General features: G+C 61.1%; 14 protein-coding genes. 13 read left to right on the forward strand and 1 reads right to left on the reverse strand.

The window, feature by feature from the left end; translation table 11 throughout:
* Positions 1-31: 31 nt before the first annotated feature.
* The 13 genes from phnD (at position 32) to ALO80_RS12100 (ending at position 12,206) form a co-directional block, all read left to right on the forward strand.
* The gene (phnD, locus tag ALO80_RS12040; protein WP_055005897.1) at positions 32-1,042 is read left to right on the forward strand and encodes a phosphonate ABC transporter substrate-binding protein; all 1,011 of its coding nucleotides are present in this window, start codon (positions 32-34) and stop codon (positions 1,040-1,042) included.
* A 28-nt stretch (positions 1,043-1,070) separates the two neighbouring features.
* Positions 1,071-1,859 (forward strand): phosphonate ABC transporter, permease protein PhnE, encoded by a 789-nt coding sequence (phnE, locus tag ALO80_RS12045; RefSeq protein ID WP_055005896.1) that lies wholly within the window; start codon positions 1,071-1,073, stop codon positions 1,857-1,859.
* A 36-nt stretch (positions 1,860-1,895) separates the two neighbouring features.
* Positions 1,896-2,645, forward strand: coding sequence for a phosphonate metabolism transcriptional regulator PhnF (gene phnF, locus ALO80_RS12050; protein WP_054985347.1), 750 nt, complete (start codon positions 1,896-1,898; stop codon positions 2,643-2,645).
* Positions 2,646-2,659: 14 nt separating this feature from the next.
* Entirely contained in the window at positions 2,660-3,124 is a 465-nt protein-coding gene (gene phnG, locus ALO80_RS12055) for a phosphonate C-P lyase system protein PhnG (protein ID WP_055009171.1), read from the forward strand.
* Positions 3,124-3,720, forward strand: coding sequence for a phosphonate C-P lyase system protein PhnH (phnH, locus tag ALO80_RS12060; RefSeq protein ID WP_055009172.1), 597 nt, complete (start codon positions 3,124-3,126; stop codon positions 3,718-3,720). The genes phnG and phnH overlap by 1 nt, the downstream gene beginning before the upstream one ends.
* Entirely contained in the window at positions 3,720-4,799 is a 1,080-nt protein-coding gene (locus ALO80_RS12065; RefSeq protein WP_055009173.1) for a carbon-phosphorus lyase complex subunit PhnI, read from the forward strand. The genes phnH and ALO80_RS12065 overlap by 1 nt, the downstream gene beginning before the upstream one ends.
* Before the next feature lie 11 nt (positions 4,800-4,810).
* Entirely contained in the window at positions 4,811-5,683 is an 873-nt protein-coding gene (locus tag ALO80_RS12070) for an alpha-D-ribose 1-methylphosphonate 5-phosphate C-P-lyase PhnJ (protein WP_162491453.1), read from the forward strand.
* Complete coding sequence (gene phnK, locus ALO80_RS12075; RefSeq protein WP_055009174.1) at positions 5,680-6,501, forward strand: phosphonate C-P lyase system protein PhnK; 822 nt, start codon at positions 5,680-5,682, stop codon at positions 6,499-6,501. The genes ALO80_RS12070 and phnK overlap by 4 nt, the downstream gene beginning before the upstream one ends.
* Positions 6,502-6,542: 41 nt before the next feature.
* A complete protein-coding gene (gene phnL, locus ALO80_RS12080; RefSeq protein WP_055009175.1) occupies positions 6,543-7,259 on the forward strand; it encodes a phosphonate C-P lyase system protein PhnL in 717 nt (238 codons plus the stop codon).
* A complete protein-coding gene (locus ALO80_RS12085) occupies positions 7,253-8,398 on the forward strand; it encodes an alpha-D-ribose 1-methylphosphonate 5-triphosphate diphosphatase (protein ID WP_055009176.1) in 1,146 nt (381 codons plus the stop codon). Before phnL ends, ALO80_RS12085 begins: the two co-directional genes overlap by 7 nt.
* Positions 8,398-8,964, forward strand: coding sequence for a phosphonate metabolism protein/1,5-bisphosphokinase (PRPP-forming) PhnN (gene phnN, locus ALO80_RS12090; RefSeq protein ID WP_055009177.1), 567 nt, complete (start codon positions 8,398-8,400; stop codon positions 8,962-8,964). The genes ALO80_RS12085 and phnN overlap by 1 nt, the downstream gene beginning before the upstream one ends.
* Complete coding sequence (phnP, locus tag ALO80_RS12095; RefSeq protein ID WP_055009178.1) at positions 8,955-9,704, forward strand: phosphonate metabolism protein PhnP; 750 nt, start codon at positions 8,955-8,957, stop codon at positions 9,702-9,704. Before phnN ends, phnP begins: the two co-directional genes overlap by 10 nt.
* Positions 9,705-9,842: 138 nt before the next feature.
* Complete coding sequence (locus ALO80_RS12100) at positions 9,843-12,206, forward strand: glucose/quinate/shikimate family membrane-bound PQQ-dependent dehydrogenase (RefSeq protein WP_055009179.1); 2,364 nt, start codon at positions 9,843-9,845, stop codon at positions 12,204-12,206.
* A 62-nt stretch (positions 12,207-12,268) separates the two neighbouring features.
* On the opposite strand, the gene ALO80_RS12105 is transcribed toward ALO80_RS12100, so the two are convergent.
* On the reverse strand, positions 12,269-13,792 hold the full coding sequence (locus ALO80_RS12105) for an amidase (RefSeq protein WP_055009180.1): 1,524 nt from the start codon (positions 13,790-13,792) through the stop codon (positions 12,269-12,271).
* Between the last annotated feature and the right edge of the window lie 71 nt (positions 13,793-13,863).

A 13,863-nucleotide genomic window follows, 5' to 3' on the forward strand; every position in this document is an offset into this window, starting at 1 on the left:
CTGACATCAACCCATTATCAGGAGAGCCTGCATGTTCAAGCGTATCGGTCGTCTTTTCGCCTCTGCCGCCTTGCTGACCGCCTGCGCGTTGGGCACGGTCCAGGCGGCAGAAGAAAAAGCCATCAATTTCGGCATCATGTCCACCGAGTCATCGCAAAACCTGAAAAGTATCTGGCAGCCGTTTCTCGATGACATGAGCCGCAAGACCGGCCTCAAAGTCAACGCCACGTTCGCCTCCGATTACGCCGGTCTGATCCAGGGCATGCGTTTCAACAAGGTCGATGTGGCCTGGTTGGGCAACAAGGCCGCCATGGAAGCGGTTGACCGCTCCAACGGCGAGATTTTTGCCCAGACCTCTGCCGCCAATGGCGACGCCGGCTACTGGAGCTTGCTGATTGTGCGCAAGGACAGTCCGATCAATTCCGTCGACGACATGCTCAAGAACGCCAAGAGCCTGACCTTCGGCAACGGTGACCCGAACTCTACCTCGGGCTATCTGGTGCCTGGTTATTATGTGTTTGCCAAAAACAATGTGGATGCGTCCACTGCCTTCAAGCGCACCTTGAACTCCAGCCACGAGGTCAATGCCCTGAGTGTCGCCAAGGGCCAACTGGACGTTGCAACCTTCAATACCGAAAGCTGGGACCGCCTGGCGGTGACCCAGCCCGACAAGGTCGAGCAACTCAAGGTGATCTGGAAATCACCGTTGATTCCAGCCGATCCGATTGTCTGGAGCAAGGCACTGTCAGACGAAAACAAAGCGAAGATTCGTGAATTCTTCGCCAGTTACGGTAATACCGACGAAGAGAAAACCGTTCTGAAGAACATGCAGATGGGCAAGTTCCTCAAGTCCAGCGATGACCAGTTGTTACCCATTCGTCAACTTGAACTGTTCAAGCAGCGCACTGAAGTGGTTGCCAGCACTACGCTGGACGCTCAGGAGAAAGCTGCCCGGCTCAAGGACATCGATGCCAGCCTGAGCAAATTGCAGGAGCGCATTACCGAACTGAACCAGAAAACCGCAGGCAGCTCGGCAGGTTGAGCGTTCCGTCCGCTATCAGGAGTTTGCCATGACCACTCAAGTTGCCTATGCCCGGATTGCAGGCAAGCCCAACGGATTGCGTTACCTGGGCTGGGGGCTGTTGCTCGCGGCGCTGGCCTGGGCCTGGCAGGGCGCAGAAATGAACCCGATGGCGCTGGTTCGGGACTCGTCGAACATGGCGACATTTGCCGCCGACTTCTTCCCGCCGGACTTTCGTGAGTGGCGCAGCTACCTCAAGGAAATGCTGGTGACCCTCCAGATCGCTCTGTGGGGCACGGCGCTGGCGATTGTCTGTTCGATACCGCTGGGCATTCTTTGCGCCGAAAACATCACGCCGTGGTGGATTCATCTGCCGCTGCGGCGCTGCATGGATGCTTGTCGTTCGATCAACGAAATGGTTTTTGCGATGCTCTTTGTGGTCGCGGTCGGGCTGGGTCCGTTTGCCGGGGTACTGGCACTCTGGATCAGCACCACCGGCGTGCTCGCCAAGCTGTTCGCCGAAGCGGTCGAAGCGATAGAGCCTGGTCCTGTCGAAGGCGTACGTGCCACCGGTGCCAGTGCTTTACAAGAAGTCATCTACGGTGTAATTCCTCAGGTCATGCCGCTGTGGATCTCCTACGCTTTATACCGGTTCGAATCCAATGTGCGCTCGGCGACCGTAGTGGGCATGGTCGGTGCCGGGGGCATCGGCGTCATTCTCTGGGAAAACATCCGTGCCTTTGCGTTCGTCCAGACCAGCGCTGTGCTGCTGGTAATCATCGTTGTGGTAAGCGTCATCGACATCATGTCGCAGCGCCTGCGCAAGCAATTCATCTGACAGAAGAGGGGTGTTCAATGTACACTTTTTTTAACCATGCAGTTGTCTAGACAAGTCGAGCCGATGTATCTGGAACTGGCTGAAACCCTGCGCGATGAACTGGCCACGTATCGGCCCGGCGATTATCTGCCCGCCGAGTTTCAGTTAGCCGAGCGTTTCTGCGTCAACCGTCACACGATCCGCCGCGCCGTGGATGAACTGGTGCGTGAGGGCAGTGTGCTGCGCCGTCAGGGCAAGGGCACGCAAGTGCTGGAGCGTCCGCTGATCTATCCGATGCAGGTCGACAGTGCCTACAGCCAGTCACTGTCGGCGCAAGGCATCGGCGTGGAGGCCATTCTGCTGGCGCGTCGCGAATGCCTCGCCAGCCACGAAGATGCGTTGTACCTGGGCCTGGACGAGCACGCGCCGTTGATCGAACTGCAGACGCTGCGCAAGCTGGACGGCCAGTCCGTGAGCCTGATCTGCCATCGCTACAGTGCCAGCTACAGCGCTGTGCTGGCGGATTATCAGGGCGGTTCGGTTCGCCAGTATCTGGCCGAGCGCACGTTGTCGTTGAGTCGCGCGCAAAGTCTGATCGGTGCCCGCCTGCCATCCCGTGAAGAGGCCGGGTTGCTACTGATGCCCCGACATATGCCTGCGCTGACCGTGTTGACGGTCTCGTGTGACCGGGCGGGGCGGCCGATCGAGCTTTCCCGCTCGGTCAGTCGCTCTGACCGCTTCCAGTATCAAATGGCTTTTAACCCGATGGCCGGCAAGCAGATTGCTGGCAGCCAACCGACTGACTGACACCGAGGTGTTCCATGCAAGCAACCCCTGAAACGGCCGCGCGTCAGCACTGGATGAGCGTGCTGGCGCGCGCCCTGGTCGATGAGCCGAGCCGCGAACAGTTGCAGCGTCACGAAGCGGCGTTGCGCGATACCGATTACCAGATGATCCGCGCTCCGGAAATCGGCATGACGCTGGTGCGCGGTCGTATGGGCGGGACCGGTTCGGCCTTCAATCTTGGCGAGATGAGCGTGACGCGTTGTGTGGTTCGCCTGGCTGACGGTCGTACCGGCTACAGCTATCTGGCCGGGCGCGACAAGCGCCATGCCGAACTGGCAGCCCTGGCCGACGCTCATCTGCAAGGGGCGCAACAGGACTGGTGGCTGTCCGAACTGATCGAGCCGCTGGCACGTGCGCAAGCCGAACGTCGGGCGCGCAAGGACGCCGAAGCTGCTGCAACCAAAGTCGAGTTCTTTACCCTGGTCCGAGGAGAAGACTGATGAATGCCGTCCTTCTGCAACCTGCCTTCACCGATCCGGTGCTGGATGCCCAGCGCAGTTTTCGCCTGGCGCTCAAGGCCTTGTCCGGCCCGGGTGTGATTCAGACTCTGCCCGCCAGACACCAGCCACCTGCCTTGCAGGGCCTGGACAGTGCAACTCATGCCCTGTGCCTGGCGCTACTGGACCTAGACACTCCGCTCTGGCTCGCCCCGGCATTTGATACCCCGGCGATTCGCGCGAATATTGCCTTTCATTGCGGCAGCCCGATTGTCAGCGACCGGCACGCTGCACGCTTTGCGCTGCTCGATGCGTCGACTGCCTGCGATCTGCATGGTTTCGATACCGGTAATGATCGCTACCCGGATCAGTCATGCACCTTGTTGATCCAGCTGTCAGGCCTGGAAGGCGGGCGTGCGCTTGGCTGGAGCGGTCCCGGTATCGAGCAGCAGAACCCGGTGGCCTTGCCGCTGGAAGAAGATTTCTGGGCCGAGCGAGAAGCACGTAATGTCTTCCCCTGCGGGCTGGATGTGTTTTTTCTGTCGGGCAGTCAGATGCTCGGCTTGCCACGCAGCACTCGCGTGCAGGAGTGTGCCTGATGTACGTCGCGGTCAAGGGTGGCGAACAGGCCATCGATAATGCTCACCGTCTGCTGGCCAACAAGCGTCGTGGCGATACAGGCATTGCCGAGCTCGACGTCGAGCAGATCCGTCAGCAACTGCCACTGGCAGTTGCACGGGTCATGAGCGAAGGCTCGCTGTATGACCCGCAGCTGGCCGCGCTGGCGATCAAGCAATCGGCAGGGGATCTGATCGAAGCGATCTTCCTGCTGCGCGCCTACCGCACGACGCTGACGCGTTTTTGCGCCAGCGTGCCCATCGACACGTCGAACATGCAGCTCAACCGTCGCCTGTCGGCCACGTTCAAGGACGTCCCCGGCGGTCAACTGCTGGGCCCGACCTTTGACTACACCCACCGCCTGCTGGATTTCACCTTGCTGGCCGAAGGCGAGCACCCTGGCCCGGACGTGGTGCCGGAGGCAACGCTGCAATCCTGCCCCCGAGTGCTGGGGTTGCTGGCCAAAGAAGGGTTGATCAAACCTGAAGTGGACGACGGCGAGAGCATCGCGGACATTACCCGCGAACCGCTGGAGTATCCGTCCAGTCGTGCCCAGCGTTTGCAGGCGCTGGCCCGTGGCGACGAGGGTTTTCTGCTGGCGCTCGGCTATTCGACCCAGCGTGGTTACGGGCGCAACCATCCATTCGCCGGGGAAATCCGCATCGGCGAGGTAGAGGTCTGGATCGAGCCTGAAGAGCTGGGCTTTCCGATTGTGATCGGCGACATCGAAGTGACCGAATGCGAGATGGTCAACCAGTTCGTTGGTTCGGCCAGCGAACCGGCGCAATTCACCCGTGGCTACGGCCTGGCATTCGGCAACGCAGAGCGCAAGGCTATGGGCATGGCACTGGTGGACCGCTCGTTGCGCGCCGGGGAATTCAACGAAGAAGTCCGCTCCCCGGCCCAGCAGGAGGAATTCGTGCTGGCGCATTGCGACAACGTCGAGGCGGCCGGTTTTGTTTCGCACCTCAAGCTGCCGCATTACGTGGACTTCCAGTCCGAGCTGGAGTTGATCCGCAAGCTGCGCAAGTCCGCACCGAATCCGGAGAGCGACCAATGAGCAATGCACCCATGAACACCGCACAGCAAATGCCCGTACGGGACGATGCCTACAACTTCGCTTACCTGGACGAACAGACCAAACGCATGATTCGCCGTGCCTTGCTCAAGGCGGTGGCGATTCCCGGTTATCAGGTGCCGTTCGGCGGACGCGAGATGCCGCTGCCTTATGGCTGGGGCACCGGCGGGATGCAACTGACCGCTGCAATCCTGGGGGCCGATGATGTGCTCAAGGTCATCGACCAAGGCGCTGACGACACCACCAATGCGGTCTCGATACGACGCTTTTTTGCCCGTACGGCAGGCATCGCCACCACCGAGCGCACCCCCGAGGCGACCGTCATCCAGACCCGTCACCGCATTCCGGAAACACCGTTGCACGCCGACCAGATCATGGTCTATCAGGTGCCGATTCCCGAGCCGTTGCGCTTTATCGAGCCGTCGGAAACCGAAACACGCACCATGCACGCGCTGGATGATTACGGGGTCATGCACGTCAAGCTCTACGAAGACATCGCTACCTTCGGCCATATCGCTACCAGTTACGCTTACCCGGTCATGGTCGATGAGCGTTACGTGATGGACCCGTCGCCGATTCCGAAATTCGACAACCCCAAGCTGCACATGAGCCCGGCGCTGATGCTGTTCGGTGCAGGACGGGAAAAGCGTCTGTACGCCGTGCCGCCGTTTACCCAAGTGGTAAGCCTGGACTTTGAAGATCACCCGTTTGAAGTGCAGCGCTGGGAGCAGTGCTGCGCAATCTGCGGCAGCCATGACTCCTTTCTCGACGAGCTGATTCTTGACGACGCCGGGACGCAGAGCTTTGTCTGCTCCGACACCGATTACTGCGCCCAACGCGTCAAACAGCAGGAGAACGCCCGATGATCAGTGCTCTCTCATTGAACCCGGCGGGCAACCGCCAGCCCGAACCTGCGCAACCGCTGCTCAAGGTGCGCGGCCTGACCCGTCTATACGGGGTGCAAAAGGGTTGCCAGGACGTGAGTTTCGACCTGTATCCCGGCGAAGTGCTGGGCATCGTCGGCGAATCGGGCTCGGGTAAGTCCACGCTGCTGTCGCTGTTGAGCGGACGTTGCCCGCCGGATCGCGGCAGCATCGATTATCGCGGCAAGGAGGGTGACTGGTTCGACTTGTACAGTGCCAGCGAAGCGCAGCGTCGTACCTTGTTACGTACCGAGTGGGGCTTTGTCGAACAGAACCCGCGTGACGGCCTGCGTATGGGCGTCTCTGCCGGAGCCAATATCGGCGAGCGCCTGATGGCCCAGGGCGTGCGCAATTATCAGCAATTGCGCAGCGCAGCGGTGGACTGGCTGAGCCAGGTCGAGATCGACCCGCTACGCATTGATGATCTGCCGCGCACATTTTCCGGCGGCATGCAGCAACGCCTGCAGATCGCCCGCAATCTGGTGTCCAGCCCGAGGCTGGTGTTCATGGACGAACCCACCGGTGGGCTGGATGTGTCGGTGCAGGCACGGTTGCTCGACCTGTTGCGTGGTCTGGTTCGAGAGCTGGACCTGGCCGTGGTCATTGTCACTCACGACCTGGCGGTCGCGCGGTTGCTGGCTGATCGGCTGATGGTCATGCGGCGCTCGGAAGTGGTCGAGAGCGGCCTGACCGATCAGATTCTCGATGACCCGCAGCATCCGTATTCACAACTGTTGGTGTCCTCGGTATTGCAGCCATGAGTCGCACTGTCCAAACAGCCTGTACAGATGAGGTGAGCCCGATGACAACGTTGATCGAGGTCCGTGACCTCTCGAAAACCTTTACCCTGCATCAGCACAATGGCGTGGTCCTCAATGTGCTGCGCGGGCTCAATTTCTCGGTGCGCGCAGGTGAATGCCTGGTGCTCAGCGGGCAGTCCGGCGCGGGTAAAAGCACATTGTTGCGCACTTTGTACGGCAACTACCTGCCTGCCGCTGGCAGTATCCGCGTGCAGCACGAAGGCCAGTGGACCGAGCTGGTCGGGGCGACCCCGCGCCAGGTGCTTGAAGTACGTCGCAAAACGCTCGGCTACGTCAGTCAGTTCTTGCGCGTCATTCCGCGTGTATCGAGCCTGGATGTAGTGATGGAGCCAGCACTCGCACTCGGTTGGTCGCGCGAACAGGCCCAGGAGCGCGCACAACTGCTGCTGAACCGGCTGAACATTCCCCAGCGCCTTTGGCCACTGGCTCCCAGCACCTTTTCCGGTGGTGAACAGCAGCGTATCAACATCGCCCGGGCATTCATGGTGCCGTGGCCGATTTTGTTACTCGACGAACCAACTGCTTCGCTGGACGACGCCAACCGTCAGGTGGTGCTGGATCTGGTCGATGAGGCCAAACAGGCCGGTGCCGCACTGATCGGTATTTTCCATGATCGCGACGCCCGCGAGGCAGTCGCCAATCGTCAACTCGACATGAGCCCGGTGGACCTCACCGCCAAGGAGTTGCTGCAATGCTGAACGAACAGATCTTCAGTAACGCCCGTGTGGTGACTGCCGAGCAGGTGTTCGTCGGCACAGTTGTGGTCCGCGACGGCCTGATTGCCGAGGTTCAGAGTGGGCGCAGCCAACTGAGCCAGGCTCAGGACATGCAGGGCGATTACCTGCTGCCGGGGCTGGTGGAATTGCACACCGACAACCTGGAAAAGCACCTGTCGCCACGGCCGGGTGTCGATTGGCCGTCGATGTCGGCGGTGATCAGTCATGATGCGCAAATCGTCGCGGCCGGTATTACCACGGTGTTCGATGCACTGTCGATTGGCGACATCAACCCCAAAGGCAAGCGCATGCAGCAACTGCCCGCGATGCTTCAGGCGATTGCCGACGCCAACGCAGCGGGCCTGACCCGCGCCGAGCACCTGTTGCACCTACGTTGCGAGGTCAGTCATCCGGATACCCTGAGCGTGTTTCGTGACCTGGTCGACCAGCCGCTGGTGCAACTGGTCTCGGTGATGGACCACGCGCCCGGCCAGCGTCAGTTTGCCCTGGAGTCCAAGTACCGCGAGTACTACATGGGCAAGTACCACATGAATCATGAGGAAATGGATCGCTTCATCGTCGAGCAGGTCGCCAACTCCACCGAGTACGCCGACCGCTACCGGCGCGCGATTGTCGAACTGTGCCTGGCGCGTGGCCTGTCGATTGCCAGCCACGACGACGCAACCATGGCGCATGTCGAGGAATCGGCAGGTTTCGGCATGAACATCGCCGAATTCCCGACCACACTGGAAGCGGCCCGCGGCTGTCGACAACTGGGCATGAGCGTGCTGATGGGCGCACCGAACATCGTGCGCGGCGGCTCGCACTCCGGTAACGTGGCGGCAGCATCGCTGGCCAGAAACGGGCTGCTGGACATTCTGTCCAGCGACTACTACCCGGCCAGTCTGTTGCAGGCCGCGTTCATGCTGGCCGAACAGGACAATGACTGCGAGCTGCCGCAAGCGATCAATATGGTCAGCCGCACGCCCGCTGTTGCGGCAGGGTTGGCGGATCGTGGCGAGATTCGCATCGGTCTGCGCGCTGATCTGATTCAGGCGCGCAATCATGCAGGCCTGCCGGTTATCGACAAGGTCTGGCGACAAGGCAAGAGGGTGTTTTGATGGTTGGCAGGTTGATCTATCTCATCGGGCCATCCGGTTCAGGCAAGGACAGCCTGCTGGATGCAGCCCGTGAAGCGCTGGCGCAACGCAACTGCCGGGTTGTCCGGCGGGTGATCACCCGTTCCGCCGAAGCGGTGGGCGAGGCGGCGCAGGCGGTGACGGTCGAACAGTTCGAGCAGATGCGCGAGCGTGGCGCGTTTGCCTTGAGCTGGCAGGCCAATGGCTTGTACTACGGCATTCCCGTCGAGATCGATCAGTGGCTTCTGGAGGGCCACGACGTGTTGATCAACGGCTCCCGGGCGCATCTGCAGAAAGCGCAAATGCGTTACCCGACGTTGCTCGCGGTGCTGCTGACCGTCAACCAGAACGTGCTGCGCCAGCGTCTGCTGGCGCGCAACAGGGAAACCCTGCCGGAAATCGAGGAGCGTCTTGCGCGCAACTCGCGCTTTGCCGGAGATTTACTCGCGAACAATCCGCACGTCTTCCCGCTGGACAATTCTGCTGATCTGCAACAGACCGTCGCCACGCTTATCGACCTGATGGAGCGGCGTGACGCATGCGCCTGACCCTGTTGGGCACCGGTGATGCACGGCAGGTGCCCGTCTACGGTTGCCAGTGCCCGGCCTGCTCGGCGGCACGGGCGAATCAGGACCTGCGGCGTTTGCCGTGCAGCGCGCTGATTGAATGCGCCGATCAGCGCTGGTTGATCGACAGTGGTCTGACCGACCTTGCAGAACGTTTCCCGCCGGGCAGCCTGAGCGGCATCCTGCAGACGCATTACCATGCCGATCATGCCCAAGGCCTGCTGCACCTGCGCTGGGGCCAGGGGCTGGTGATTCCGGTCCACGGCCCTGCTGACCCGGAAGGCCTGGCCGATCTTTACAAGCACCCTGGCATTCTCGATTTCAGCCAGCCGTTTGCAGCCTTCGAAACCCGGGCACTGGGCACGTTGCAGGTCACAGCGCTGCCACTGACGCACTCAAAGCCCACGTTCGGGTACATGTTCGAAGGCGACGGGCAACGTTTTGCCTACCTGACCGACACCGTCGGCTTGCCTGACGACACCCGCGAATTCCTGCAACGCCATCCGCTGGACGTGCTGATTCTCGATTGCTCCATGCCCCCGCAGCCTCAGCCGCCACGTAATCACAATGACCTGACCCTGGCGCTGGAAACCATTGACCTTTTACGACCAGGTAAAGCCGTATTGACGCACATCGGTCACACGCTGGATGCATGGTTGATGGGGCAAGCGAAGCAACTGCCGCCTCAGGTACTGATCGGCCGGGATGGAATGACACTCTAGACACAAATGCGAACAGAAAAATTGTTCGCTGATCGCCCGAAAACGCTCGTTGCAGACGTCGGGCAGGCTGCGACAATTTGTCATTATGAACCGTTTGGTACATTCTGTTCGGCTGTAAAAATCCGACAGGTTTGAAAAATGACAAACAAGCAATACACAGGCGCTGGCAGCAGGTTGCTGCTGCTCGGGCTGGGAGTACTGATCGCTCTGATCGGGCTCGGTCTGGCAGGTGGCGGTGGCTACCTGGTGACATTGGGCGGCAGCTGGTTCTTCCTGCTGATGGGGCTGGCGATGCTGATCAGTGGTGCGCTGATCTCCGTGCGCAAACCCAAAGGTGCCTTGTTGTATGGCATCGCCCTGATACTGACCGCCATCTGGGCTATCTCGGATGCAGGCCTGCACTATTGGCCGCTGGTGTCCCGCCTATTGACCTTTGCCGTGATCGGGCTGGTGATTGCGCTGATCTACCCGACACTGGTGCGCGCTTCAGGTGCTCAGGCAGGTCGTGGCGCATATGGCTTGGCCGGTTTGCTGGCCATTGGTGTTGTGGCAACCATTGGCTACATGTTTGTACCGAGTCCTGTGATTAGCGCCAGCAGCATGCCGCCTATTGTCCCGGTAGCGCCGGGCGCCGAGCAGAAGGACTGGGCACACTGGGGCAACACCCCGGCAGGTAACCGGTTCGCTGCTCTGGATCAGATCAACAAGAGCAATGTCGACAAGCTGCAGGTTGCCTGGACCTTCCACACCGGCGACATTCCGCAGAGCACCGGTGCCGGTGCAGAAGACCAGAACACTCCGCTGCAGATTGGCGATACGGTTTACACCTGTACCGCTTACGGCAAAGTTTTTGCACTGGATGCGGACACCGGCACCCAACGCTGGAAGTTCGACCCGCAGGGCAGTGCGCCCAACTGGCAGCGCTGCCGCGGCCTGGGCTACTTCGCCGCACCCGCAGCCGACGCACCTGCCCAGCCATCTGCCGCGTGTGCCACACGCGTGTTTCTGCCGACTGGCGACGCTCGCCTGATCGCACTCGACGCCAGGACCGGAGAGACCTGCAAGGACTTTGGTAATCAAGGCGTAGTCGATCTGAAAACCGACATGGGCGAAGTCAAGGAAGGCTACTACCAGCAGACCTCTACGCCGCTGGTGGCGGGCAATGTGGTTGTGGTGGGTGGTCGTGTTGCCGACAACTTCTCCACCGGCGAACCTCCAGGCGTGGTGCGTGCTTTCGACGTACATAGCGGCGAGCTGGTCTGGGCCTGGGATCCGGGTAACCCGAATACCAACAAGCGTCCGCCAGCAGGCGAAACCTACACGCGTGGCACGCCGAACGTCTGGTCGGCCATGTCCTACGATGACAAGCTCGGCCTGATCTACCTGCCGACCGGTAACGCTACACCCGATTTTTTCGGTGGGACGCGTACCGAGCAGGACGACAAATGGTCCTCCTCAGTCGTTGCGGTGGACGTCAAAACCGGTCAGGTGCGCTGGAACTTCCAGATGACCCACCACGATCTGTGGGACTTCGACATTCCGGCCCAGCCGTTGCTGTATGACATCCCGGACGGCAAGGGCGGTACGCAGCCAGCATTGGCGCAAGTCACCAAGCAGGGCGAGATTTTCCTGCTCAACCGCGAAACCGGCGTGCCGATCTCGCGTGTCGAAGAGCGCCCTGTACCGCAGGGTAATGTGCCGGGCGAGCGCTATTCGCCGACTCAGCCGTTCTCGGTGGACATGCCGTCGATCGGCAACCAGACCCTCAAAGAGTCCGACATGTGGGGTGCTACGGCGTTCGACCAGTTGATGTGCCGCATCGCTTTCAAAGGCATGCGTCACGAGGGCGTTTACACACCGCCAGGCCTGGACCCTGCGTTGCAGTTCCCAGGCTCGCTGGGCGGCATGAACTGGGGCAGTGTCTCAGTCGACCCGACCAACAACTATATGTTCGTCAATGACATGCGTCTGGGCCTGGCTAACTACATGATCCCGCGCGACAAGATCGCCGCCGGTGCCAGCGGTATCGAAATGGGCGTCGTGCCGCAGACCGGTACACCGTTCGGTGCCATGCGCCAGCGCTTCCTGTCTGCCGTCGGCATTCCGTGCCAGGCACCGCCGTTCGGCACCATGTCAGCGATTGACCTGAAGACCAAAAAGCTCATGTGGCAGGTCCCGGTCGGCACCGTGAAAGACACTGGCCCGATGGGTATTCGCATGGGCCTGCCGATCCCGATCGGCATGCCGACGCTGGGCGCTTCGTTGTCCACACAGTCGGGCTTGCTGTTCTTCGCCGGCACCCAGGACTTTTATCTGCGCGCCTTCGACAGCGGCAACGGCAACGAAATCTGGAGGGCCCGCCTGCCCGTGGGCAGCCAGTCCGGCCCGATGACGTACGTATCGCCCAAGACCGGCAGGCAGTACATTGTGCTTACCGCCGGTGGTGCCCGCCAATCGCCTGACCGTGGCGATTACGTGATTGCTTACGCGTTGCCCAAGTAACGTGCTCTAACGTTGAGGGGCAGGTTTTGCCCCTCATCTTTCCGAAGCTGGCTGCGCCACGTTCACATCGCACCAATCTCCGGCTTGCCCGTTCTCGACCCGCCGTAAACCGGCGGATGCGTGACGATATGCGTCAGATCGACCGCCGAGGCCAGCAGTTTCTGCAGATCAGGGCGTGGCCGGGACAAGCGGTGGTCGTTTGCCGTTGCTTGTTCAAGCGCTTCGGCGCAAGCCAGCAGTTTAGCGTCGCTCCGAAATCCGCCGATCACCTGTAACCCGAACGGCATGCCGTGGTGATCAGTGCCGCAGGGCACGGACAGTGAAGGGTTGGTGGTCAGCGTGATGGTGTAGCACAGCGCCAGCCAGCGGTAGTAATTGTCCAGTGGCACGCCGTTGACTTCGCGCAGGTACAGTTCGCTCCAGGGGAAGGGCGAGACTGGCGTGGTCGGTGCGAGGATCAGGTCGTAGTGTTCGAATTGCTTCTGGAAACCGCGAAAGATCCGGCTCTGCTCGCCATGTGCCTTGACGCAGTCCTGCAGCGACATGGCGGCGCCCATCTCAAAGTTGGCGCGGGTGTTGGGCCCCAACGCATCAGGGTCGCGGTCGTGGGCGTCCTGCAATCCTGCGACGAAGGCTTCGGCACGCAGCACGTCGAAGGTGCGATGGGCGCTGCCCAGGTTCAGGTCAATGGCTTCGCAGGATTTGAAGAGCGTCTTCAGTGCGTTGATTTTTTTCCTGAAGACGGCACGGATTGTGTCATCGACTGCGCACGCGCCGAAGTCTTCGCTATAGCCGACCCGCAGCTGGCTGAGGTCGACAGTGTGTGGTGCAAACTCGTTATCGGCAATGGCATAGCTCAGCGGGTCGGACTGCCCCAGCCCGGCGCTGGCGCGCAGTTGCAGCAGCGTGTCGGCGACGTTGCGGCCCATCGGGCCGACCACGGAGATCGGCGTCCAGCCGAGTTTCTTGCGTTCGCTCGGCACCAGCCCCGGCGAAGGTCGCAGGCCAACGATGCCGCACAGTGCCGCGGGAATGCGCAACGAACCACCGGTGTCCGAGCCACTGCACAACGGCACCATGTCTACGGCTAGCGCGGCGGCTGAGCCACCCGAAGACCCACCGGCGTTCAGCTCGGGATTGAACGGGTTTCCGGTCGCGCCCCAGACCACGTTACGGGTATTGGCCCCTGCGCCCAGTTCCGGAACATTGGTCTTGCCGACCATGATCGCTCCGGCAGCGCGCAGGCGGGCCACGAACAGGTTGTCCTGCGCAGGGATATTGTCGCGGAACAATGGTGAACCGTAGGTGGTGAGCACGCCGGCGGTTTCTTCCAGATCCTTGATGCCGATGGGCAGGCCATGCAACAGCCCGAGTGGTCTGCCTTGCATCACGGCATGCTCGGCCAGCAGCGCCTCGTCGCGGGCGCGCTCGAAACAGGTCGCGGCAAAAGCGTTGATCTTCGGGTTCAGGCGTTCAATCCGCTCGATACAGGCGTCCAGTAATTCCACCGGAGAGAGCTGTTTGTTGCCGATCAGCGCACGCAGTTCGGTGGCGGATTTACCGAGCAGCTCGGACGAATTTTGCATGGAGTGTTCTCCCGAATGTCATCGTTCCGCACGCTCCGCGTGGGAATGCATTTCGTGACGCTCTGCGTCAC

This window comes from Pseudomonas caricapapayae (assembly GCF_001400735.1).
Taxonomy (GTDB): domain Bacteria; phylum Pseudomonadota; class Gammaproteobacteria; order Pseudomonadales; family Pseudomonadaceae; genus Aquipseudomonas; species Aquipseudomonas caricapapayae.